General features: G+C 67.2%; 17 protein-coding genes and 2 pseudogenes. 13 read left to right on the top strand and 6 right to left on the bottom strand.

From position 1 onward, the window contains the following. Positions 1 to 142 precede the first annotated feature (142 nt). Both OXS49_RS06660 and OXS49_RS06655 read right to left on the bottom strand, forming a co-directional pair. On the bottom strand, positions 143 to 1,156 hold the full coding sequence (locus OXS49_RS06660) for a transporter (RefSeq protein ID WP_267422918.1): 1,014 nt from the start codon (positions 1,154 to 1,156) through the stop codon (positions 143 to 145). An 888-nt stretch (positions 1,157 to 2,044) separates the two neighbouring features. Beyond that, on the bottom strand, positions 2,045 to 2,563 hold the full coding sequence (locus tag OXS49_RS06655; protein WP_267422917.1) for a MarR family winged helix-turn-helix transcriptional regulator: 519 nt from the start codon (positions 2,561 to 2,563) through the stop codon (positions 2,045 to 2,047). 120 nt (positions 2,564 to 2,683) lie between these two features. On the opposite strand from OXS49_RS06655, the gene OXS49_RS06650 reads away from it, so the two are divergent. The 11 genes from OXS49_RS06650 (at position 2,684) to OXS49_RS06600 (ending at position 14,259) form a co-directional block, all read left to right on the top strand. Further along, a complete protein-coding gene (locus tag OXS49_RS06650; RefSeq protein ID WP_267422916.1) occupies positions 2,684 to 3,967 on the top strand; it encodes an amidohydrolase/deacetylase family metallohydrolase in 1,284 nt (427 codons plus the stop codon). A gap of 1 nt (position 3,968) precedes the next feature. Next, entirely contained in the window at positions 3,969 to 4,847 is an 879-nt protein-coding gene (locus OXS49_RS06645) for an alpha/beta hydrolase (RefSeq protein WP_267422915.1), read from the top strand. Next, positions 4,844 to 7,198, top strand: a complete 2,355-nt coding sequence (locus OXS49_RS06640) for a xanthine dehydrogenase family protein molybdopterin-binding subunit (RefSeq protein WP_267422914.1) — start codon at positions 4,844 to 4,846, stop codon at positions 7,196 to 7,198. Before OXS49_RS06645 ends, OXS49_RS06640 begins: the two co-directional genes overlap by 4 nt. Beyond that, positions 7,195 to 8,064: an FAD binding domain-containing protein gene (locus OXS49_RS06635; protein WP_267422913.1), complete on the top strand. Its 870-nt coding sequence runs from the start codon at positions 7,195 to 7,197 to the stop codon at positions 8,062 to 8,064. The genes OXS49_RS06640 and OXS49_RS06635 overlap by 4 nt, the downstream gene beginning before the upstream one ends. After that, complete coding sequence (locus tag OXS49_RS06630) at positions 8,061 to 9,260, top strand: 2Fe-2S iron-sulfur cluster-binding protein (protein WP_267422912.1); 1,200 nt, start codon at positions 8,061 to 8,063, stop codon at positions 9,258 to 9,260. Before OXS49_RS06635 ends, OXS49_RS06630 begins: the two co-directional genes overlap by 4 nt. Before the next feature lie 38 nt (positions 9,261 to 9,298). Continuing rightward, the gene (locus tag OXS49_RS06625) at positions 9,299 to 10,447 is read left to right on the top strand and encodes an ABC transporter substrate-binding protein (RefSeq protein ID WP_267422910.1); all 1,149 of its coding nucleotides are present in this window, start codon (positions 9,299 to 9,301) and stop codon (positions 10,445 to 10,447) included. An 83-nt stretch (positions 10,448 to 10,530) separates the two neighbouring features. Next, positions 10,531 to 11,403, top strand: coding sequence for a branched-chain amino acid ABC transporter permease (locus OXS49_RS06620; protein ID WP_267422908.1), 873 nt, complete (start codon positions 10,531 to 10,533; stop codon positions 11,401 to 11,403). Beyond that, positions 11,400 to 12,434: a branched-chain amino acid ABC transporter permease gene (locus OXS49_RS06615; RefSeq protein WP_267422907.1), complete on the top strand. Its 1,035-nt coding sequence runs from the start codon at positions 11,400 to 11,402 to the stop codon at positions 12,432 to 12,434. The genes OXS49_RS06620 and OXS49_RS06615 overlap by 4 nt, the downstream gene beginning before the upstream one ends. Next, positions 12,431 to 13,246 carry an ABC transporter ATP-binding protein gene (locus tag OXS49_RS06610; RefSeq protein ID WP_267422905.1) on the top strand — a complete coding sequence of 272 codons (816 nt, stop codon included), beginning with the start codon at positions 12,431 to 12,433 and terminating at the stop codon, positions 13,244 to 13,246. The genes OXS49_RS06615 and OXS49_RS06610 overlap by 4 nt, the downstream gene beginning before the upstream one ends. After that, a complete protein-coding gene (locus tag OXS49_RS06605; RefSeq protein WP_267422904.1) occupies positions 13,239 to 13,943 on the top strand; it encodes an ABC transporter ATP-binding protein in 705 nt (234 codons plus the stop codon). Before OXS49_RS06610 ends, OXS49_RS06605 begins: the two co-directional genes overlap by 8 nt. Further along, the gene (locus tag OXS49_RS06600; protein ID WP_267422903.1) at positions 13,936 to 14,259 is read left to right on the top strand and encodes a Rieske (2Fe-2S) protein; all 324 of its coding nucleotides are present in this window, start codon (positions 13,936 to 13,938) and stop codon (positions 14,257 to 14,259) included. Before OXS49_RS06605 ends, OXS49_RS06600 begins: the two co-directional genes overlap by 8 nt. 433 nt (positions 14,260 to 14,692) lie before the next feature. Here OXS49_RS06600 and OXS49_RS06595 read toward each other — a convergent pair. Together OXS49_RS06595 and OXS49_RS06590 are read right to left on the bottom strand one after the other, a co-directional pair. Then, positions 14,693 to 15,262 (bottom strand): annotated as a pseudogene (locus OXS49_RS06595) (cytochrome b). Further along, a pseudogene (locus tag OXS49_RS06590) lies at positions 15,259 to 16,397 on the bottom strand (acyl-CoA dehydrogenase family protein). The pseudogenes OXS49_RS06595 and OXS49_RS06590 overlap by 4 nt, the downstream one beginning before the upstream one ends. A gap of 235 nt (positions 16,398 to 16,632) precedes the next feature. Here OXS49_RS06590 and OXS49_RS06585 point away from each other — a divergent pair. Further along, positions 16,633 to 17,958, top strand: coding sequence for an amino acid permease (locus OXS49_RS06585; protein ID WP_267422899.1), 1,326 nt, complete (start codon positions 16,633 to 16,635; stop codon positions 17,956 to 17,958). 32 nt (positions 17,959 to 17,990) lie between these two features. Here OXS49_RS06585 and OXS49_RS06580 read toward each other — a convergent pair whose 3' ends face one another. Next, positions 17,991 to 18,545, bottom strand: coding sequence for an SAM-dependent methyltransferase (locus OXS49_RS06580; RefSeq protein ID WP_267422897.1), 555 nt, complete (start codon positions 18,543 to 18,545; stop codon positions 17,991 to 17,993). Positions 18,546 to 19,459: 914 nt separating this feature from the next. Between OXS49_RS06580 and OXS49_RS06575 the strand changes: the two genes are divergently transcribed. Beyond that, positions 19,460 to 19,849 (top strand): transposase, encoded by a 390-nt coding sequence (locus tag OXS49_RS06575; protein WP_267422895.1) that lies wholly within the window; start codon positions 19,460 to 19,462, stop codon positions 19,847 to 19,849. A gap of 51 nt (positions 19,850 to 19,900) precedes the next feature. Here OXS49_RS06575 and OXS49_RS06570 read toward each other — a convergent pair whose 3' ends face one another. Next, positions 19,901 to 22,153 carry a TonB-dependent siderophore receptor gene (locus OXS49_RS06570; protein WP_267422893.1) on the bottom strand — a complete coding sequence of 751 codons (2,253 nt, stop codon included), beginning with the start codon at positions 22,151 to 22,153 and terminating at the stop codon, positions 19,901 to 19,903. Positions 22,154 to 22,394: the final 241 nt, after the last annotated feature.

The raw sequence follows: 22,394 nt of genomic DNA, 5'->3' as shown, positions 1-22,394 counted from the left end.
AATCCGAGCTGCTCGCTCGATTCGAGCCTTCCGCCACTTTTCCATACAGCAAAATGAATCTTGCCACTGGAAATGTAAACGGCCCGCACTCTCGCCAGTGCGGGCCGAACGTTGGTAGACCCAAACTACTCTTCAGTAACGCTCAGTACTTGCGGACTAGCGGGGCCGGGATCGGCGAGGCAGCGGCGACCGGCGAGTACAGCGGGACGATGAAGCGGATCCAGCCGTCCGTGGAGTAGTCGCTGCGGGTGCGGCCGAACGCGTTGGTGAGGGTCGCGCCGGTCACGACGTCGCGGGCGACGTAAGCCTGGACGGTGAAGATCTTGAAGTCGTAGCCGACCAGACCGCCGAGGGCGAAGCGGCCACGGTTCCCAGCCGCCGCGCTGTACTGGCTGATGTCGAAGTTGTAGGTGCCGTAGCCGACGGCACCAATCTCGAAGTTGCCGAACTTCTTCGTTGCCGTAAGGTCGAAGTTCAGGGCATCCGAGATGCGGATCGGGCCGATGAAGTTGCCGACCGAGCCACCGAAGCGACCGGGTGAGTCATAGATGTTGGCGGTCAGGTTGGCGGTGATGTTGTAGCCGTTACCGGTGTAGCTGCCGGCGACGCCGAAGCGGTAGGTGTTGGAGGAGAGCTGCGGCAGCACAGGCGTGCCGACCGGGATCCGACCAGCACCAGAAATCGGGTTGGCCGCGGTGCTGCCGTTGAACAGCGAGCCGCGATCGCCGTCGAGGTCGTTCAGGTACACGCCGCCAAGCAAGCTGACGCCGAAGTTGCTGCCGAGATCGAAGGCCCAGATGCCGCCGACGAAGGTGCCGACGTTGATCGAGATATCCTTATTGGGCGAGCCCGCCGCGTTGCGGGTGAAGACGAACACGGTCGGAGGCGCCACGAGCAGCTCGATGCGGCCGCCGAGCGGCACCAGCGGAGTCGAGTAGACCAGGACTGGAATGTTGACGGCCGTATCGGCGTCGTTCCGGCCGTCGGTGCGGCGGTAGGTGAACGTGTTGATGGCGTACAAGCCTTCCGGCAGCGGCGCGCCGATTGCGAGACCGACCTGCTCACCCGGGACCGTAGTCGATTGGGCGTACGACGCCGTGGCGGTCATTCCCATCGTCAGCGCAGCTGCGCCGGCCGCGAGCCAGTGCTTCATCATTTTCTCATTCCTTCCCAAGGTCTCAAGGCGTCCGTCCCGCATTCGGCACTTCCCTGCCGGTCTGCTCGCACATCGCGGCTGCCGGCTTTGGACCTACCGAGCGCCCCCACGGAGCCTGCCCGTCTCAACGCAGGAAATATCCTACAGTTAGCGGTTGATGGATAGCGGGAACAGCTCAGGTTACAGGCGACGGCGAACTGTAGTGGCAGAAATGCACCATCCTTTTCGCACTGCAGTATGTTCCTGCTAACTTCCAGACCAGACCTCCCCAACATCAGCTTTGAAGCGCTGCGGAGGCGCTTTAAAGTTATTACCAAAACCTTAAAGGTGCTGAATTCCGCTGATTCCCCCGTGTGATAGGCAAGGGAGAACTTGCGCGTCTCAGCTGCGGGGAGCGGCGTGCATGGATAGAGCGTGGCAGCGTAAAGCTGGAACGCAGGGGCTGGCTGGTCGCCGAGTGCCGGATTGAACCTTTAGCTCATCAAGTGCTTCAAGGTCCGGATCACTTTGGACGAACCCCGTCAGCTCGGAGACGTTACGCAAATTCGGCGAATCGGCGCCCGGTCTGAGAAGCGCCGCCTAGACGGCCAGACGCTTCTCGACCTTTGTGCGTAGCAGCGGCTTTCGGTCTCGAGCTGCCAGAGCCAACCCACCGGACTGCCCGAAAGCAGACCTTCCGAAGGTCAGAGGAGGATCGTGAGCGGGCGCGGTGGTAATGTCCGCTCTTATGCTTGGCCGCTCGAAAGCGGACTGACGGTAATCCACCCAACCCAGACGTTCACAGGTGCCGGCTAACGCGACCGGTGCTGGCCGAAAGCGGCATGTCCGCTTCGGAAAAACCTGCCGAGATAGCGGACTAGCCCGGCCTGACCCCGCACTGGACGCATCTCACTCGATGATGGCCTGTCCTCGCCGGTGCTCGTGTCCGTTGATGACACGTCTCAGCAGCTTGGTCAGCTGGTCCTGTTCCGCCGGGGTGAGCGCCTCGATCGTCACAGCGTGCGCGAGCCGCGCTGCAGGCTCCATTGCGCCATGGAGGGCCGTGCCCTCCGCTGTCAGGCGACAGATCTGGGCGCGGCGATCAATGGGTGACGTCGAGCGACTGACGAAACCGCGCGCCGCCAGCCGTTTGAGGGCGCCGGTCGTCGTCGTTCGGTCGAGGGCGACCGCACCCGCCAGCGTCGTTTGATCGGCCTCCCCCAAGTCACGCAGGACAGAGAGTAGGCTGTACTGCAACGGAGTGACGCCGAAGGCAGCACATCGCTCAGCGAACAGGCTGACGTGGATCTGGTGCATGCGGCGCGCAAGGAAACCCGGGCGGTCACTCAGAGGCCAATGCTGCGGGCCTACTGGCGCCCCCGCTGCAGTCGCCTCCTCTGCAAGGCCGGCTCGCGGACACTCATCCATCACCCTTCTCCGCAGACCAGTTCCAGCCCTGGCACACTCTATGCAGAGCTAATTACGAAGCATGCTTCGCATTTGGCAAGAATGGGGCCTGCACGAGCTGGCCAGGATCACGAGGTCGAGATGGACAATCGCCGCTACGATCTGGTTCTGCGTGGTGGGCGGGTAATCTGCCCTGCCTCCGGCGTCGATGGCATCCGCGATGTGGCGGTGCAGGACGGGCGCATCGCAGCCGTGGAGGAGACCATCCTGCCATCGGCTGCAGTCGCGGTGGTTGACGTCGCGGGCAAGCTCGTCCTGCCCGGCATGATCGACACGCACGCGCACGTCTACCAGTACGTCACCGGCCGGTTCGGCCTGAACCCCGACATGGTCGGCGTGCGCTCCGGCGTCACCACGGTGGTGGACCAGGGCGGTCCCTCCTGCATGACCCTTCCGGGGTTTCGCCACTTCATCGCAGAGCGCTCCGAGACGCAGGTCCTCGCTTTCCTGTCGGCCTACCTCGTTGGCGGCCTGGAGGGGCATTTCTACCCGAACCTCTACAGCCCGGACGGCGTCGACATCGACGCGACGGTGAAGTCGGCCACCGAGAACCGCGACCTCGTGCGCGGCATCAAGGGCCACGCCGAGATTGGCGGCTTCGCCCGCTGGGGCATCAAGGTGATGGAGATGGCGGCCGAGATCAGCCGCCGCGCCGACTTGCCGCTCTATGTGCATTTCGGCCAGCTCTGGGGCCTGCCGGAATCCGGCGCCAACGGCGAGGACGCCAACACCATCGTCGAGCGGGTCATCCCGCTGCTGCGGCCCGGCGACGTGCTGGCCCATCCCTTCACCCGCCACCCGGGCGGCTTCATCAACGAGCAGGGCGAGGTCCACCACATCATCCGCCGGGCCATGGAGGCTGGGCTGAAGGTCGATGTCGGCCACGGCAGCCACTTCTCCTACCGCGTGGCCCGCGCGTCCCTGCCGGCGGGCGTAATCCCCTACACGCTGGGCGCCGACATGCACGGCTACAACACCGAGGTCCCCGAGGTGAAGAAGCCCGCCGGCACTCCGGACGAGCACCACGACGACGAGAACCACCCGTTCCTCGGGCAGGCCCGGTTCAGCCTCACCCAGGCGATGAGCTCGATGATGGCGCTGGGCATCCCGCTGGAGGAGGTGGTGCCGATGGTGACGTCGCATCCGGCCGAGATGCTGCGCATGGGCGACCGGATCGGCGCCCTCAAGATTGGCTACGCGGCCGACGTCTCGGTGCTGCACGACGATCGCGGCCGCTTCCTGCTGCGCGACAACGAGGACACGCGGGTGATCGCCGACCGCCTGCTGCGACCGGCCTTCTGCCTGCGTGCGGGCCGGCGCTTCGACGCCGACTCGCCGATCTTGCCGCAGGCGATCGCGGCCTGAGATGGTACAGGGGTCCACCTTCGTCCTCGACGACCCGACACCGCCAGACCCGCGCCGCCGCTGGGCCGACTTGGACCCGGCGGCCCGCGGCGCCTGTTATGACAACAATGCGGCCGTCCCCGACAGCGCGGCCCAGGTTGCGGCCCGCAACGCGGCCTCGGCGGCGTACCGAGCTGCGCATCCGGCCGGGCTCGACATCCCCTACGCCGCGGGGGAGCGCGCGGCCTTCGACCTCTACCCTGCGGCGGACACGCAGGCCCCCTGTCTCGTCTTCGTCCACGGCGGCTACTGGCAGCGCAACGCCAGAGCCGATTTCGCATGCTTTGCGGAGGGGCTGAATGCGGTCGGCTGGGCGGTGGCGATGCCGGGCTACACCCTCGCGCCCCAGGCGAGCCTCGCCGGCATCGTCGCCGAGATCGGAGCGGCCCTCGACTGGCTCGCCGAGCACGGAGTGGCGCGCGGGATCGGCGGCACAATCGTTCTCGCCGGCTGGTCCGCAGGGGCGCAACTCGCCGCTCTGCAGCTCGGGCATCCCGCCGTGACCGCAGGCCTGGCGATCTCTGGCGTCTACGACCTCGCTCCGATCCGCGAGACATACCTGGACGCGAAGCTTGGGCTGACCGACGACAAGATCGAGACCCTGTCGCCCCTGCGGCTTGCCGTGACGGCCAAGCCCATGACGCTGGCCTACGGCAGCCGGGAACTCCCCGCCCTCGTCCACGACGCCCGCAATCTCCACGCCCTGCGCAGCGCCGCTCACGCGCCAGGTGCCCTGCTGCCGGTGCCCGACGCCGACCATTTTTCGATCCTCAACGAATTCCGCCGGCCCGACGGCATCCTGGTCCGCGCCGCACTGGACCTTCTCGGAGGCACCCGATGAGCTACGAGGGTGTAGGGGCACCGCTGCCCCGCAAGGAGGACGACCGCCTGATGCGCGGGCGCGGCCAGTATGTCGGCGATCTCCGCCTGCCGGGAATGCAGGACGTGGCCTTCGTGCGCAGCCCGCTGGCCCACGCCCGCATCCGCGCCGTCCACGTCCCGGAGGCGTATCGTGACCGCGTGTTCACCGCCGCCGACCTCGACGGCGTGCTGCCGATCCGCGCCGTCTCGGGGTTGCCGGGCTTCAAGGTCTCCGAGCAGCCGGTGCTGGCTACCGGCAAGGTCCGGCAGGTGGGCGAACTCGTCGCGATGTGCGTTGCCCCAACCCGCGCCGAGGCCGAGGACATCGCCGCCGCCGTGGTGCTCGACTTGGAGGAGCTGCCTGCCGTCCACGACATGCTAGCCGCGCGCGCGCCGGGCTCCGCCCTCGTCCACGAGCACTGGGGCGACAACGTTTTTCTGGAAACCCTCGTCGACATCGGCATTGAAGGCGCCCTCGATGCGCCGATCAAGGTCAGCCGCACCATCTCGACGGGGCGCCAGTGCATGGCGCCGATCGAGGGCCGCGGCACTGTGGTGCAGCTCGATCATCGCCTCGATCAGCTCATCATCCATACCGCGAGCCAGATGCCGCACATCGTGCGCAACGGCCTGTCCGAATGCCTCGGGATCGAGCAGGGGCGCATCCGCATCGTCTCGCCGGATGTCGGCGGTGGGTTCGGCTATAAGGCTATCTTGCTCGCCGAGGACGTGGCGCTCGCCTGGCTGGCGCTCGGACGCGGCCACCCGGTCCGGTGGCTGGAGGACCGGCGCGAGCACCTGACCGCCAACGCCAATTGCCGCGAGCATCATTACCGCATCACCGCTTACGCCGAGTGGGACGGGACCCTGCGCGGCATCGATTGCGAGGCCACCGTCGATTCCGGCGCCTACTCGGCCTACCCGTTCTCGGCCTGCCTGGAGGCGGCGCAGGTCGCCAGCATCCTCCCCGGCCCCTACGACTTCCCGGCCTATCGCTGCCGGACTTGGTCGGTGGCGACCAACAAGTGTCCGATCCTGCCCTATCGCGGGGTCGCCCGCACCGGCGTCTGCTTCGCCCTGGAGCTGGTGCTCGACGCTGTCGCCCGCGCGGCGGGGATCGCGCCTGAGGCAGTGCGCGAGAAGAACCTCGTGCGGCCCGAGCAGATGCCGTTCGAAAACATCACAAAGAAGCATTTCGACAGCGGCGACTACCCGGAGGCCCTGGCCCGCGCACTGAAGGCCATCGACGTGGAGGCGGTCCGCACCCGCCAGCGGCAGGGCGAGCCGGACGGGCGCCGGATCGGCCTCGGTCTCTCGATCTACTGCGAGCAGGCGGCGCACGGCACCTCGGTTTATTCCGGCTGGGGCATCCCGATGGTGCCCGGCCACGAGCAGGCCAGCGCCCGTCTGACCCCGGATGGCGGCCTGGAGCTGCGGATCGGCGCCCATTCCCACGGCCAGGGCCTGGAGACGACGCTCGCGCAGGTCGCCCACGAGATCCTGGGCGTCCCGGTGGCGCGCACCCGCTTGATCCACGGCGACACGGCGATGACACCGTATTCGACTGGCTCCTGGGGTTCGCGGGTGATGGTGATGGCCGGCGGCGCAGTCGCGGCGGCCTGCGAGGAGCTGCGCGCCCGCGCCCTCAAGATCGGCGCCCATCTGCTCCAGGCGCAGCCCGAGGCGTGCCGTTTCGAGGGCGGCCACGTCGTCGGTCCCTCCGGTGACGTCCCGCTGGAGGCCATCGCCCACACTTGGTACCGGCGCCCGCAGGATCTCGCGCCCGACACCGATCCGGGCGGGCTCGAAGTTACAGCCGGCTACAAGCCGGTGCGCGATTCCGGCACCTTCTCGTACGCGGCGCACGCGGCCGTGGTGGCGGTGGATCCCGAACTCGGGGCGGTGGAGATCCTCGACTACGTCATCGTCGAGGACGGCGGCACGCTGGTGAACCCGCTGGTCGTGGACGGCCAGATCTACGGCGGCCTCGCGCAGGGGATCGGCACGGCGCTCCTTGAGGAGATGCGCTTCGACGGCCGCGGCCAGCCGCTCGCCTCGACCTTCGCCGACTACCTGCTGCCCGGCGCGCCGGACGTGCCGATGGCCCGTATAGACCACATGGAGACGCCCTCGCCCTACACGCGCTTCGGGCAGAAGGGCATCGGCGAGGGTGGCGCCATCGCACCACCCGCGGCGCTCGCCAACGCCGTCAACGACGCCCTCGCGCCGCTGGGCGTCGAGATGCTCCACTCCCCTGTCACCCCCCGGCGGATCGTGGAAGCGGTGCTCGCTGCCGGAAAGTCCGCTGCGACCGCGCGGGAGGACGCATGAAGCCCGCGGCCTTCGCCTGGGAGCGCCCCGACAGCCTGCCCGCGCTGCTGGCGCGCCTCGCCGAAGCCCCCACGGGCGTGAAGCTGATCGCGGGCGGTCAGTCCCTCGGGCCGATGCTGAACCTGCGCCTCGTCGAGCCCGACCTCGTCATCGACATCACCGGCGTGCCCGAACTCCGGGAGGCGCGGGTCGAGGGCGAGACACTCGTGCTCGGGGCCTGCGTGACCCATGCCGACATCGAGGACGGCCGGGTGCCCGACCTCACCGGTGGGGCTCTGCAGAGGGTGGCCGCCGCGATCGCCTACCGGCCGGTGCGCAACCGCGGCACGGTGGGCGGCAGCCTCGTCCACGCCGATCCGGCCGCCGACTGGGTCAGTGCCCTGACGGCCCTCGGTGCCGAGGTCGAGATCGCGGGGCGGAACGGCCGCCGCACCCTGCCGGTGGAGCGCTTCGTCACCGGTGCGCTGGAGGTCGCGCTCGGCGCGGGTGAGATCCTGGTCGCCGTGCGCGTGCCGGCGCTGCCGGCTGGCGCGGCCTGGGGCTACGTCAAGCATTGCGCGAAGATCGGCGAGTTCGCCCACGCTATCGGAGCCGTGCACCTCGACCCCGGCGCGGGCCGGGGGCGCGTCGTGATCGGCGCGGTCGAGGGACCGCCCGTGCTCCTCGCCGATGCACGCCCGCTGTTCGGCGGCCGCATCGGCACCGACTTCGTCGCCCGCTTCGACATACAGGCGGCGGATGCGGCTCTGCGAAAGTCCGGCATGGCGGATGCGGTCGAGCGGCACATCCACGTCACCGTTCTGGCCCGTGCAGTGGCGCAGGCGGCCAAACCTATTCCCCTGCACCGTCGTCTGGAGGCTGCATGAGCGCCGCGCTGGCGGATCCCGGGGGCGGCCGGATGGCCCTCGCGCTAACGGTCAACGGCCATGCCGTGCGTCTGGCTGCCGAGCCGCGCAGCCACCTTGGCGACGTGCTGCGCGACGGGCTGGACCTCACCGGCACGCATCTCGGCTGCGAGCACGGTGTCTGCGGCGCCTGCACCGTGCTCCTCGACGGCGAGCCGGTCCGCGCATGCCTTACCTTCGCGGGCGCTTGCGCGGGCGCCGCCGTCACCACGATCGAGGGCCTGGACACAGATGAGATCGCGGGCGAGTTGCGGGCCGCCTTCAATCGCGAGCACGCGCTCCAGTGCGGCTACTGCACGCCCGGCATGCTGGTGGCCGCGCGCGACCTGGTCCTGCGTCTGCCCGAGCCCGACGAACGCCGGATCCGCGTCGGGCTCTCGGGCAATCTCTGTCGCTGCACCGGGTACGCCGGCATCGTCCGGGCAGTGATGGCGGTGATCGCGGCGCAGCGTGCGCGCGGCATTCCCCCGGAGACCGGTGCCGAGCGGACGCTCGGCCCGGTCGGCGCCCGAACCGGCGAGGGGACCGTAGCGGCCGTCCATCTACCGGCGAGCGCGGCCGCGTCGACCGCCCCCGCCGCGGTGGCTGAGCTCGCCGCGTCCTTCGCGCCGGCACATTGTTTCGTGCAAGCCCTCGACCTCGCCCACCCTCCGGAGGCGGTGTTCGCCCTCCTCGGCGACATCGAGGCGGTCGCCGCCTGCCTGCCGGGCGCTGTGCTGACGGCGCGACCGACCCCCGACATGGTCGAGGGCGGTCTGCAGGTGCGGATCGGACCGATCGCCGCGACATTCCGAGGTCGCGCCCGCATCGAGCGGGACGAGGCAGCGCGGAGCGGATCGGTCCATGGTGCCGGTAGCGATGCTGGCGGCCGCTCTGCCACCGAGGGCCGGATCCGCTATCGAGTCGGACCGGGATCGGCGGCTGGCACAGCCCGGATCGAACTGGAGGTCGGCTACACCCTGACTGGGCCGCTCGCCCAGTTCGGCCGCCCCGGCCTCGTGCGCGACGTCGCCGGCCGCATCGCGGTGGAACTCGCCCGCAACGTCGATGCCCGGCTCTCCGGCGTCGCGGCGCCGGCGCCCGCCGGCCTCAATCCGCTCCGCCTGCTCCTCGGCCTCGTCCGCGCGCGCCTCGCATCGTGGTTCGGCCACCCCTGACCTCGACCTTCCATGTTCTACGCAACGGAGACACGAGAATGCCCAGCAGGTTCACCCTCACGACCGCGATCCTGCTGGCCCTCGCGGCGACGGGCGTTCGGGCGGACACGATCCGCATCGGTGTCAACGAGCCGCTGACCGGGCCATTCGCGGCCTCGGGCACCTACGTGGTCAACGGCGCCAAGATCGCCGCCGACGAGATCAATGCCAAGGGCGGCGTCCTCGGCAAGAAGATCGAGCTCGTGATCGAGGACAACAAGAGCAACCCGACCGAGGCCGCTGCGGTCGCCGAGAAGCTGATCACCAGCGACAAGACCCCGGTGATGATGGGGGCCTGGGGCTCCAGCCTGACATTAGCCGTCATGCCGAAGCTCATGGATTACGAAACGCCAATGCTGGTCGAGACCTCCTCGTCCGGCAAGATCACGACGTCGGGCAATCCCTACGTGTTCCGGATCTCGCCTCCCTCGTCGCTGGAAGCCGAGACTTTCGCGCCGATGGTCGGTCGCCTCGGGCTGAAGAAGGTCGACTTCCTGATCCTCAACAACGATTTCGGCCGCGGCGCGGCGACCGATTTTGGCAAGATGCTTAAGGATAAGGGCGTCACGGTCGGCCTCGTCGAGACGATGGATCAGGGCGCGCAGGACATGAGCGCCCAGCTGGCCAAGCTGAAGGCGTCGGATTCTGACACGATCATGATCACGAGTTCGGTCGATCAGCTCGTGCTGCTGTTCAAGCAGATGGCCGCGCTGGGACTGAAGAAGCGGGTGATCACCACCGGCGGCTCCCAGAACCCGGACCAGATCATCGCCCAGGCCGGCGCGGCGGCCGATGGCACGATGCACCTCACAACCTTCCTCCCCTGGTCGCCCGACAAGACGCCGGACCCAAAGGCCACCGAGGCCTTCATCGCCGCGTGGAAGAAGCGCGGCTTCGACTTCGCCGGCGTCACCGAGAGTTTCCGCGGGTACGATGGCATCCGCGCGATCGCCCACGCCATCGAGAAGGCGGGCTCGGCCGATCCGGCCGTGATCACCAAGGCGTTCTGGTCGGTCGACTTCGTCGGGCTCAACGGGCCGATCCGCTTCACCAAGGCCGGCCCCGCCGGTAAGGAGAGCGGCCAGAGCAAGCCCGACGTCTACCTCATCGAGATCAAGGACGGGAAAGTGATCGTGCCAGCGCTGTGAGCGCCCTTGGACCGGCGGTCTGACGCCGGTCCCTTCGTCCGTCCACCGGCCTCCGGGCCGGGGCGTACCTTCGGAGGCCGCCCGTGAACGAACTGATCCAGCACCTCGTCAACGCGCTCATTCTCGGCGGCACCTACGCGCTGCTGGGGATCGGCCTGACGCTGATCTTCGGGATCATGAACGTCGTGAACTTCACCCACGGCGCGCTCTACACGGTCGGCGCTTACGTGATGTACCTGGCCGTCGCGGCGCTCGGGCTGAACTTCTTCCTGGCGCTGCCGGTGGCGATCCTCGGGGGGCTCCTGCTCGGGGCCGCGATCGAGCTTCTGCTGCTGCGCCCGTTCCGGGGCTCGGACATCGACACCACCATGCTGGTGATGATCGGGGCCGGGATCATCCTGCAATCGGGCACGCTCTGGACCTTCGGCGGCGTCGCCAAGGCGATCCCCTCGCCCTTCCCCGAGGCACCGCTCCAGATCGGCCCGGTCTCGGTGTCGTGGCTGCGGCTGTTCGTGCTCGGGGCGGCGCTGACCCTGATCGCGCTGACCTACGCGCTGATCAACCGGACCAAGCTCGGGCTCGCCATGCGCGCCGCCTTCCAGGATTCCGACACGGCGGCGCTGATGGGCGTCGACGTCCGCCGCATCTACACCGCCACCTTCGCGCTGGGTTCGTCGCTCGCTGCCGCCGCCGGCGCCCTGCTCGGTCCCGTTTACGTGGTGTTCCCGCAGATGGGCGGGCTCGCCGAGCTGAAGGCCTTCGCCATCGTTATTCTCGGCGGCCTCGGCAACGTTAGCGGCGCGGCCATCGGCGGCTTCGTCCTGGCGTTCGCCGAGGAGCTGGGCGCCGGCTACGTCTCTTCCGGCTACCGGGACGCGATGGGGTTCCTTATCATCATCGTGGTGCTGCTCTACAAACCCACCGGGCTATTCGCGAAGGCGGAGCGCATCGGATGAGCCGGCTCCTCCCCCTCGCCCTGCTCGCCGGCCTCGTCGTCCTGCCCCTGGGGCTCGGCGCCAACCCCTATCTCCTCAACGCGCTGATCGTGACGGGCATCCTGACGATCGGTGCCATGAGCCTGAACCTGCTCCTCGGCTTCACCGGGCAGCTCAGCCTCGGCCACATCGCGTTCTTCGGGATCGGGGCCTATGTCAGCGCGCTGACGAGCCTCGGCTTCGACGTGAATCTCGGATTTGGGATCCGCGCAGTCCACGAGCCCTGGCCGGCGGTGGTCGGGCTCCTGCTGGCAACGATCGCGGCGGGCGGCTGCGGTTACCTGATCGGGCGGCTCTCCTTCCGGGTGCGAGGCGCCTATTTCGTGATCGTGACGATCTCCTTCGCCGAGGTCGTGCGGCTCGTGGCTCTCAACTGGGTGGAGCTGACCCAGGGGCCGCTCGCGCTCACAAACATCCCGGCGATTACCCTCGGCCTGCCCGGCCTCGGGATGTGGACCCTTCGGACCAAGCTCCAGAATTACTACCTCGTGCTCGGCGTGGGCACGCTCTGCTACATCGTGGTCGCCTGCCTCGTCGGCTCGCGCTTCGGCCGGGCGATGCGGGGCCTCAAGGAGAACGAGCCGCTGGCGCTGTCGGTCGGCATCAACGCCACCCGCACGCTGACGGTGGCGGCGGTGATGTCGGCCGCGATGGCGGGCGCGGCCGGCAGCCTCTACGCTCACTACCTGCGGATCATCGACCCCGACGTGTTCCTGTTCGCCACCACGGTCACCATGGTGATCATGGTGGTGGCGGGCGGCAAGGGCACCCTGATGGGCCCGGTCGTGGGCGGCCTGATCTTCGGCCTGCTGCCCGTGGCGCTCCGCCCGGTCATGGCGCCGGAGGCGCAGTGGATCGTCTACGGCCTCGTGCTGATCGTGATCCTGTTCGTGATGCCGCGGGGCATCGTGCCGGGACTGGCGGCGCTGCTCGGCCGCCGGCAGGGCCGCTCGGCCCCGATCCTCAAGGCCAATCCGGCGGTGCAGCGATGAGCGCGATCCTCTCGGTCGAGCATGTAGGGGTTCGCTTCGGGGGCCTCGTCGCCATCGCCGACCTGCATTTTGACGTCCGCGCAGGCGAGATCGTCAGCCTGATCGGCCCGAACGGGGCCGGCAAGACCACGGCCTTCAACGTGATGACGGGCTTCCTGAAGCCCAGCCAGGGCGATGTACGCTTCCACGGCACATCCCTGAGAGACCTGCCGCCGCACGCGATCACTCGGCTCGGCCTCGCCCGCACATTCCAGCGCACCAGCGTCTTCCCGGACGACACGGTCCTCGACAACGTGATGATCGGCCTGCACCAGATGGGCGCCGCGGCGGGCCGCGTGCCGGTTCTCGACGCGCTCCTCGGCCGCTCGGGTGCCGGCGAGCGCGCAGCGCAGGCCCGCGCCGAGGCGCTCCTCGACTGGGTCGGCCTCGCCGGCCGAGCGCACGAGAAGGCCGGCGCCCTAGCCTATGGCGAGCAGCGTCTCGTCGGCGTGGCCCTGGCGCTCGCCACCGAGCCCACCATGCTGCTCCTCGACGAGCCGGTCTCGGGGATGAACGCCTCCGAGACGCGGGTCTTCGTGCGGCTGATCCGGCAGATCCGCGAGCGCGGCATCACCATCCTCCTCGTCGAGCACGACATGCCGATGGTGATGGAGGTCTCCGACCGCATCGTCGTCCTCAACTACGGCCGCCTGATTGCCGAGGGGCCGCCCAACAGGATCCGCACCGACCCGGCGGTGATCGAGGCTTATCTCGGCCAGGGCAGCGCCGCCCGGCAGGCCGCCGCGGCGGTTCAGGAGGCGGTGCATGCTTGAGATCCGCGACCTCGTCTGCGGCTACGGCCACGTTAATGCGCTGAAAGGGCTGACGATCGACGTGCGCGAAGGCCAGCTCGTGGCCCTCGTCGGCGCCAACGGGGCCGGCAAGTCCACGACGCTCCGGGCGATCTCCGGCCTCGTATCACCGCGCTCCGGCGCGATCCGGTTCGCCGGGCGTGACATCGCGGGCGGGGAGCCTCGCCGTATCCTGGCCGCGGGCATCGCTCATTGCCCGGAGGGCCGGCGCGTCTTCCCGCAGATGACCGTTTCCGAGAACCTCGCCATGGGCGCCTATCTGCGCCGCGACCGGGGGGCGATCGGGGCGGATCTGGACCGCATCTACGGGGAGTTCCCGCGCCTCGCGGAGCGCCGCGACCAAGCGGCCGGCACGCTCTCGGGCGGCGAGCAGCAGATGCTGGCGATCGGTCGAGCGCTGATGGGACGCCCGAAGCTCGTGCTGTTCGACGAGCCCTCTCTAGGCCTCGCCCCCAACATCGTCGAGCGGATGTTCGCGGTGATCCGGGCGATCCGCGACGCGGGCACGACCGTTCTGCTCGTCGAGCAGAACGCCTTCGCGGCCCTCGAACTCTGCGACTACGCCTACCTCCTTGAGACCGGCCGCACCGTGCGCGAGGGGACGGGGCGCGCCCTCATCGCGGACCCGCATGTGCGGGACGCCTATCTCGGTGGCTGAGGCGGAACGGCCCGAGCGGATTTACCTCGGCCCGCACGACCTTCTCGCCGGCCGGACCCTGATGCCGATCACCGTGAGCGGACACCACCTCCTTCTCGTGCGGGACGGCGAGCGGATCGTTGTCGCCGAGCGGGCCTGCCCCCACGAGGGGGCGGATCTGGGTCTCGGCCGATGCGTCGCTGGACGGCTGCTCTGCCCACGGCATCTCGCCTCCTTCGATCTCCGGGACGGCTCCGTCTCACCGGGCTGGTCGTTTCGTGCCCTCCGTCTGTTCGAGATCGAGTCGGAGTCTGATGGGCTATGGCTCAGGACGTAACAAAAGCAGCACATCGGGGTCCGCTTTCTGGCAAAGACGAGAGCTTCCTGAATGGCCGAGGTGGGCGCGAAGCCGAATGCCCGGTTTTGCGAGTGACAGCTATCTGTTGAGACGTAATCTGGCCGTAAGCCGAACAGCCGCTTTGGAAACGATCGGCTGGAAAAGCGGAAGGCCTCGTACTGACCCAACCCAGCCGTACACGAGGGCTCAAGCAATCACCCAAAGCGGAAGTGTTTTCCGCCGCAGCTCCCGCTGACCTGACCGGCTAGCTTTGGACCGGGCTGATTGAGAGGATCATGCCTGCACCCCGGCAGTAGATGACCCTTCGCCGACTTCGAGCCTGTCAACTGAGGGTCCGCTCACGGGTCGGAAGCAGACGCGGCGCGGCATTCCGAAAGCGCCATCTCCCGACTGCGCCGCTCTTTCGACCCCTTCATGTCATCCGCACGAGCACGTCCTCCTTTCGGAGCTTGCGGTGCAGGAAGGCCATGGCGACGTGGCCGGCCAAAACCGCCAAGAGCGTGAAGGCCAGCCAGTGATGGAGCAAGTCACCGGGGGCAACCATCCAAGCGATCTTCTCGTCGCGCCCGGGCATCACCGGGATGCCGTAGGGCGCGAACGGCTTGCCCGAGCCGTACTGGCGCAGCAGCGCGATGCCCGGCACGACGCCCATCAGCGCGTATATGAAAAGGTGGCCAGCGACCGCGGCGCGACCAAGTCGCCCCGGATGTGGCGGGCGCCGGGCCAGGTTCGCCAAGCCCCAGGCACCGCGTAGAAGCACGAGCACGAACAGGGTGAAGCCCAAGGTGAAGTGGCTGCCGCCGACGATGCGCGTCACCGCGTTGTCGCCGGTGGCGACCTACAGCAGCGCGCCTGCGAACTGCCACGCGAACAGCGCGGCCATCAGCCAGTGGAACGCACGGCTGACGCGGCCGTAACGGCTCGGTGTATCCAGCCACCCGTCTACGACCGGGGCTGCATCAATACCGCTGGCCGCGCTCATGCAATGGTCCCGTCCCACAGGTCCCCGGCCATGCCTCCGGCCCTGAGGATCTCCTCGGCGGCCGTGGTGAGGGCCCGGTCCGGCCCAGGTAAGTGGCAAGGTCGCGAGACAGCCGCTCCAGGGGATGCGGGAGCAGGAATCCTTGCAGGCCGACCGAGCGCTGGGCGAGTTGCAGCACGTCGAGCCCGGCCCGCTCCACGGATAGTCGTGCTAGATTGACGAGGGCGACGACGCGCTCCGGCGGAAGGATGCCCTCGGAAACTGTCTCTGCAGCGCGGTTCACCCACAGCCTGGCCCCTTCGACCTCGATGGCACCCTCGCCGAGACGCGCGAGCTGGTGTGGGTCGCCGCCACGGCCGGTCGCGGCGAGATGCCCCCGCCAGGCGTCGAACACAGCCTCGATGCCTCCGACCTGCACGGCCGCGAACCGCCACGCGCCGCCCGAAAAATCTGGCTGGCGGAAGTAGTCGTCCGGGCCGCCCAGAACGTCCTCCGCCGCCACGGCGATGCCGCCGAAGTCGAGAGTTCCCGTAGCCGAGGCGCGCATGCCGTGGGCCCGCCACGCCGACAGGTCGCTCCGGGTCCCGGGTTCCAGAGGCACGACCAGCATCAGGGTTCCGATCCCGGCCTGACCGCGGCACGTCACGAGCGCACGGGTGACGTAGCCCGCCCCAGAGGCGAATGTTTTCACGCCGCTGAGCCACATGCCGTCAACGCCATCCTGCAGGACGAGGCCGTCCTCGGGCGGCTCTGTGTTCCAAACGCCGAACAGGTGGCCGGCGCGGGCATCTGCGAACAGGCGCTCTTGCTGGCCGGCGTCACCGTACCGAGCGATGAGCTGCAACGCGTTGACATGACCCTCGTAGAGCCGCCCGAGGGCGAGGCTGCCGTATCCCACCAACCGCAGTACCGTGGCGAGCCTGGAGGCTCCCGACTCCTCACCGAGATCAGCGCCGCCAGCCCAGGATGGGACGGGCGTCGCGAGCAAGCCCAGACGTGCGAGGTCGGCGACGTCTTCGGCTGGGAAGCTATCGTCGCGGTCCTGAGTCTGCGCGCGCTGCGCCGCCGACTGTGACACCGCGCGTGCCGCGGCGACGGCGTCGAACGTCAGGTCGAGCGGCGTGCGCTGATCCATGGTGTTCTCCCGAGAAGCAGCGACAATCGCCATGATCGCGCTCTGTCGTCGACGAACGGCCGCTGCCGGAAGATATTCCAGTCTCCCGGTTTACGGGCCATCACGGCGTGCGACTTAATCGACGGTTACGCAGCGGCCGGTCACTCGGTTTGTCACATGCGAAGCACAGGCTGTCGCTCGCTCGGCTTCTCGTGAGCAGGCGCATCAGCGCGATGGATCCCGGCAGGTGGCAGAGATGGTTGATCGACCAAGGGCCACCCGGAGCTTGCCGGCCGTCTCGACGCTGACGGCGACGGCCATCGTGGTAGCCGACATGATCGGCGTCGGGGTCTTCACCAGCCTCGGCTTCCAGGCCCGGGACGTTCCGTCCGGCTTCGCCCTGGTGCTGCTGTGGGCCGTCGGCGGCGTCGTCGCGCTCTGTGGGGCGCTCTGCTACGCCGAACTCGCCACGATGTTTCCCCGCTCAGGCGGCGAGTACACGTTCCTCTCACACATGTACGGCCCGGCGGTCGGGTTCATGGCGGGCTGGCTCTCGGCCACCGTCGGGTTCGCCGCACCGGTGGCGCTCGCCGCTATGGCGTTCGGGCGGTACGCCGAGGCTGTACTGCCCGGCGCGCCTGCACTTCCGCTCGGCCTCGCGTTAATCTGGATTGTCACGGCCATCCACCTGCGTGGCCTGCGCCACAGCAGCGTGTTTCAGGTCGGCTTCACGCTGCTGAAGCTCGCCCTGATCGTGGTGTTCATCGCGGTCGGCTTCACCCGGGGCGGTGGCCAGTCCATCGGTTTCGTCCCCGGCGCGCAGGACGTCACGCAGATCATCAACGCCGGCTTCGCGGTCAGCTTGGTCTTCGTGATGTACGCGTATTCGGGCTGGAACGCCGCGACCTACATCGTCGGCGAGCTCCGCGATCCGCAGCGCAGCCTGCCGCGGGCCCTGCTGGCCGGGACGGGGTGCGTGGTGGTGCTCTACGTCGCGCTGAACGCGGTGTTCCTCTACACGACGCCGCTGACGGAACTCGTCGGGCAAGTCGAGGTCGGCCTGATCGCCGGGCGTCACGTCTTCGGCGAGGCGGGTGGCCGCCTCGTCGGTCTCCTAATCTGCGCCGGCCTGATACCGACGATCAGCGCGATGATGTGGATCGGTCCCCGCGTAACGGTGGCGATGGGAGAGGACGTGGCGCCCCTGCGCGTGTTCGCGCGTCGCGCGCGCAATGGCGTACCGAGCGCCGCAATCCTGCTTCAAGGCGGGGTCGCCAGCCTCCTGCTTCTGACGCAGAGCTTCGAGGCGGTGCTTGCGTTCGTACAGTTCGGCCTGATCGCCTGCTCCTTCTTGACCGTGCTCGGCCTGATCAAGCTCCGGATTACCCGACCCGACCTGCCACGGCCGTGCCGGACCTGGGGCTATCCGTTCACGCCGCTGGTCTTCCTCGCGGTGACCCTGTTCATGATGGTTTATCTCGTGGCGGTGAGACCCTTTCAGTCCCTGGCGGGTCTGCTCTTGATGCTGGCTGGCCTCGTCCTCTACGCGGTCGCGACGGTGCAGAGACGGCACGGAGCCTGACGGCCCTGCGCCCGCCCTAGGATCGCCGAACTCTAGCCGGCGTCCGATTTGCGGGCGTGCAGCACGTCGAGCCGATACTCGGCGGTCCTCGACTGTTTCACGACCGTCGCGAAGGCTCGAGCACCCGCGATGAAGCCTTCGGCCGCCTCGTCGCCGGAGAGCGGGTAGTGGGTCACGCCGAGCCAGTGGACCAGAACGATATCGGCTTCGGGTAACAGAGCGCCCTCGACACGCGCGACCAAGCGCGCGAGATCGGCGCGGTCGAGATAGTACGCCACCTCCGAGATCACGATGAGGTCGAACCGACCGTCCGGCCAAGCGCCTGGGACGGCCTCCAGCAGAAAGTGCGCATTCGGGCAATCGGCGCATCGCGCACGGGCCGCCTCCAAAACGGACGGCACCACGTCGAGGCCGATCAACGCGTCGCAGCGGCGACAGAGCTGGTGCGTGAACACGCCGATCGAGCAGCCGACATCCAGTGCGGATGCGTAATGGGCGCGCGGCAGGGCAGCCAGCGTCGCGGCGTATTTGTCGCGCTCGTATGGGCTCGTGGCAAAGCGCCACGGATCCGCTTCGGTCGCGTACATTCCCTCGAAGTAGTTAGGATCGAGGGTTTTCGTTCGACGCCCTGCTGGAGCGTCAGTCGGCCTGTCGAACGTCGTCTCCAAGCCTGCGGCTCCTCTGATACCAATCAAGGTACTCGTGGCGGCGACAGCTCCGGACTGGAGCATGTGACGGCGTGAGACGGGCTCGCGTACACGCATGATACACCTCAGTGTGCCAGTAACTGTGGGACTGGGGAACAGCACGCAGTCGGGACAGTTCCGAGCACAGACGCCGGCGGTCTTCCGAGAAAACGCGCTGGCGCTAGCGCAGTCGCCCGCTCCGATGCCGTTGCGATTGAGACCGGACCCTTGGCTACCCCCTCATCAGTGATGCCCCCATAGGCCATCGGGGTAGACTGAATTGGGCAGTATCGTCCGGTTATGTGACCTCGTCACAACCGGTTGAGTGACTGAGCGGGGCGCAAAGCTGAACGGTCGGTTTTGTGCTCATTGAAGCTTCGGCATGACGCAGTCTGGCCGAAAGCCGCCCGTCCTCTTGAGGGAAAAAGCACTGGAGAAGCGGACAGGCTTTTGATGACCCAATCCAGCTGTTCGGACGGCTGTCGGCGCTCCCCCAAGGCGGCCGTCCGTTAGTCAACTTGAAATTTCGGAAGAGGTGGACATCTGAAGTTAAGTCGTTGCTCGAAAGCCGAAAACATACTAACGCTGTACCAGCTAACGACTGCGATCTGGCCACGAAAGTTCGGATTGATATGTAAAATTTCTGGACACATCCGAAACCAATAAGTTGGTTCTAAAGAGATTACTTTTGCTGGAACCTCAGCAAATCGATGTAGACCGTCTGACGTCTGGCTCGTCGAATCGGCACCGAAAGCCTTGCGATCTCATTGGAGCTATTCTAAAAAGGCTAGAGCGTCGCGGATGGCCTACGTCGTATGGTCGATCAGGAAGGCTTGTTCTGGCTCAGCGACGCGCAGTGGGCTGTCATTGCCCCCTACATGCCTAACTCAGTCGCCGAGCACCTAGACGACCGTCACACCGTGTCCGGCATCGTCCATGTGTCGCTGACAGGATGCCGGTGGCCAGATTGCCCGGCAGTGTACGGTCCGCGCGGCTCCGTCTATCGACGTTTCAGTCGATGGCGCCATCGACCCTTCTGGTCGGCCATGCTGAAGAAGCTGTCCGATGCCGGGTGGACCGATGAAGCCCGCGCCCTCGATCCCGTGGCGATGGCGCGATCACGTCCACGCCGGCGTGGCCTGAGGATCGACCGCAAATGGCGCCCCCCGGAGCGACCATCTGACGACCGACGCACCACAGATTGAGTGGTGCGCTGCATGCTCAACGCATGGCAGGCGAACTGCAGGAGTGTCTCCTCACCACTTATAGCTGATGCTCGCCAATACCTGTCTCGCCTGACCGTAAAAACAGGCGTTGACCGTCTGACAGGACGAGACGAAGCGCCGATCAGCGATGTTAGTCGCGTTCACCTGGAAGCGCCAGCGATCCCAGTTGTAGTGAACCTGCGCGTCGAACAGCACGTACTCAGGCACGTGGAAAAGATTGGCCTGATCCGCGAAGGACCGACCGATGTAACGCGCACCGCCGCCGAACCCGAAGCCGCGCAGCTCGCCTGTCGGGAAGGTGTAGTCGAAGAATATATTGGCGAAGTTCTCTGGGGTATTCACCGGAACCTTACCGATGAGGGTGAGGTCACCGTTCTTCTCGTTGGTCAGTCCATAGATCGTGTACGAGGCCGACACGTTGAGGCCGCTGAACACGGTGGCGGTGAGCTGGGCCTCGAAGCCGGTCGAGCGCACCTCGCCGAGCTGCGACTGGAACTGCGGGTTGGTTGGATTCGCCGTCAGCACGTTCTGGCGGTGGATGTCGAAGCCGGCCAAGGTAACGAAGTATCCCTGTCCTGGCGGCTCGAACTTGACGCCGCCTTCGATCTGGTCCCCCGTCTCGGGTCTGAACGTTCGGTTGTTGATGTCGGTGCCGATCAGAGGCTGGAACGAGGTCGAGTAGCTGACGTACGGCGCGAGCCCGAAGTCGAAGTTGTAGATCAGAGCCGTACGGTAGGTGGTTGCGGTATCATTGCGACCGTCGTTCCGAGCGCCATTGGTCAGCTTGTCGTTGATCCGGTTTTCGGCGAAGTCCTGCCGGACACCGACCAGCAGGGTCAGTTGATCGGTGAGCTTGATCTGATCTTGCCCATAGAGGCCAAGCTGCTTGAAGGTATCGAAGTTGACTTGGTAGGGACCCGGCGTGCCGGCGGGTCCACCGTACGCAGGGGCCAGGATGTTGAGGTCCGGCGCGGAGTAGAACGGGTTCGCGCCGAAGTTCGTGCCCTGATTGTCGCTCAGGCGATAATCCTTGTAGTCCAGGCCCATGAGCAGATCATGGCGGAAGTAGCCGTCGAAGAAGCGCGCCTCTGCCTGATTGTCGACCTGGAAGATGTTGACCCGGTCCTTCACGAGGAACTGGTAGCGGGCGAGCTGGGTCTGCGTCGCGTCTCCGAAGGCGTAGCCGTTGCCGATGTACGAATTCTGATAGCTGTCGCCGAACGAGTAGCGCAGGTTCTGACGGAACGACCACGTGTCGTTGAAGACGTGCTCGAACTGGTAGCCGAGGAACGCCTGATCGCGCTGGAAGGTGTTGAAGTCGCGATCCCCGACGTTGGTCGAGCGCAGGATGCGCAGACCAAGCGCCTGCGGGCGAACGGTGCCGGCGTAGGGCAGGAAGTTCGCCGACACGCCGGTCGTGTCATGCTGGAATGCGGTCAGGACCGTGAAGGTCGTCGCCCCGTCCGGCTTGTAGGTGAACGCGGGTGCGATGAAGTAGCTGTTGTCCTGCAGACCGTCGATCTGCGTGCCACCGTTGCGGCCGTATCCGGTCAAGCGATAGAAGTAGTGCCCCTCCTTGTCGACCGGGCCGCCGACGTCGAAGGCGGCGTACTTCTGACCATACGAGCCGCCGCCGACCTCGACGTAGCCGAACGGATCCTCGGTCGGGCGCTTGCTGACCTGGTTAATGATGCCGCCGATCGGGCCGGCGCCGAACAGCACCGCAGCGGGCCCGCGCAGCACCTCGACGCGCTCCAGCCCGAAGGTGTCGTAGCGGAAGTAGCCGAAACCGTAGTTCAGCGTCTGCAAGCCGTTCAGGTAGAGGCCGTAGTCGCTCGCCACGAAGCCGCGCAGGAGGAAGTAGTCCAAGCGCGTGTCGTAGCCGAACGGGCTGGCGTAGGTGCCGGCCACGTACTGCGTCGCCTGGGATAGGTTCTGCGCGTTTTGGGCGTCGAGTTGCTGGCGTCCTACGACGGTGATCGACTGCGGCGTCTCGATCAGCGGCGTGTTGGTTTTGAGAGCGGTGACGGAGCGCTTGGCGACGAAGCCGTCGATTGGCCCATTCGGGTTCTCGGGCCGGCCGGGTCCCGGTTGTCCGGACGAGACCGGCCCATAGCGCTCACCGGCGCCCCGGCTCTCAACACTCAACTCGTCGAGCTGCACGCTACCTGCGTTCGCCGAGACGCCCCGTCGCGGCGTGTTCGCCTCCTGAGCGGAGGTTCGTCCCATCGCGCCGCCGAGCACCGCGAGGGAAACGCCCGCGAGGGCGAGCGAGCGTACCATGGTGTGTTGAGTGCTAATGATCTTCATAGCCCCGAGCCCGATCCAAGCAGCCGCCCGCGCTCGCCGCAAAGAGATGCGACGTGGCTGCCTTGTTGTTTGAAATTGTTATAAACTGCTGTTTTGCTTTACTTTTCTGCTCAACGGATACGGTTGAGACACAGGATGGACAAGACGGTTAGACCCCAACTTCGGTGGATACGGCGGACCAGTTGCAGCGAGGTCACAGCCGCGGACCGGTCAC

The organism is Methylobacterium sp. GC_Met_2 (genome assembly GCF_026540795.1).
Classification (GTDB): domain Bacteria; phylum Pseudomonadota; class Alphaproteobacteria; order Rhizobiales; family Beijerinckiaceae; genus Methylobacterium.
The sequence above is the reverse complement of the archived record's forward strand: the minus strand, read 5'-3'. Positions and strand labels throughout refer to the sequence as shown.

Excerpts from the sequence above, each read along its gene's own strand:
- OXS49_RS06660 (WP_267422918.1), bottom strand. The coding sequence starts at position 1,156 with ATGATGAAGCACTGGCTCGCGGCCGGCGCAGCTGCGCTGACGATGGGA.
- OXS49_RS06655 (WP_267422917.1), bottom strand. The coding sequence starts at position 2,563 with ATGGATGAGTGTCCGCGAGCCGGCCTTGCAGAGGAGGCGACTGCAGCG.
- OXS49_RS06650 (WP_267422916.1), top strand. The coding sequence starts at position 2,684 with ATGGACAATCGCCGCTACGATCTGGTTCTGCGTGGTGGGCGGGTAATC.
- OXS49_RS06645 (WP_267422915.1), top strand. The coding sequence starts at position 3,969 with ATGGTACAGGGGTCCACCTTCGTCCTCGACGACCCGACACCGCCAGAC.
- OXS49_RS06640 (WP_267422914.1), top strand. The coding sequence starts at position 4,844 with ATGAGCTACGAGGGTGTAGGGGCACCGCTGCCCCGCAAGGAGGACGAC.
- OXS49_RS06635 (WP_267422913.1), top strand. The coding sequence starts at position 7,195 with ATGAAGCCCGCGGCCTTCGCCTGGGAGCGCCCCGACAGCCTGCCCGCG.
- OXS49_RS06630 (WP_267422912.1), top strand. The coding sequence starts at position 8,061 with ATGAGCGCCGCGCTGGCGGATCCCGGGGGCGGCCGGATGGCCCTCGCG.
- OXS49_RS06625 (WP_267422910.1), top strand. The coding sequence starts at position 9,299 with ATGCCCAGCAGGTTCACCCTCACGACCGCGATCCTGCTGGCCCTCGCG.
- OXS49_RS06615 (WP_267422907.1), top strand. The coding sequence starts at position 11,400 with ATGAGCCGGCTCCTCCCCCTCGCCCTGCTCGCCGGCCTCGTCGTCCTG.
- OXS49_RS06610 (WP_267422905.1), top strand. The coding sequence starts at position 12,431 with ATGAGCGCGATCCTCTCGGTCGAGCATGTAGGGGTTCGCTTCGGGGGC.
- OXS49_RS06605 (WP_267422904.1), top strand. The coding sequence starts at position 13,239 with ATGCTTGAGATCCGCGACCTCGTCTGCGGCTACGGCCACGTTAATGCG.
- OXS49_RS06585 (WP_267422899.1), top strand. The coding sequence starts at position 16,633 with ATGGTTGATCGACCAAGGGCCACCCGGAGCTTGCCGGCCGTCTCGACG.
- OXS49_RS06580 (WP_267422897.1), bottom strand. The coding sequence starts at position 18,545 with ATGTACGCGACCGAAGCGGATCCGTGGCGCTTTGCCACGAGCCCATAC.
- OXS49_RS06575 (WP_267422895.1), top strand. The coding sequence starts at position 19,460 with ATGGTCGATCAGGAAGGCTTGTTCTGGCTCAGCGACGCGCAGTGGGCT.
- OXS49_RS06570 (WP_267422893.1), bottom strand. The coding sequence starts at position 22,153 with ATGGTACGCTCGCTCGCCCTCGCGGGCGTTTCCCTCGCGGTGCTCGGC.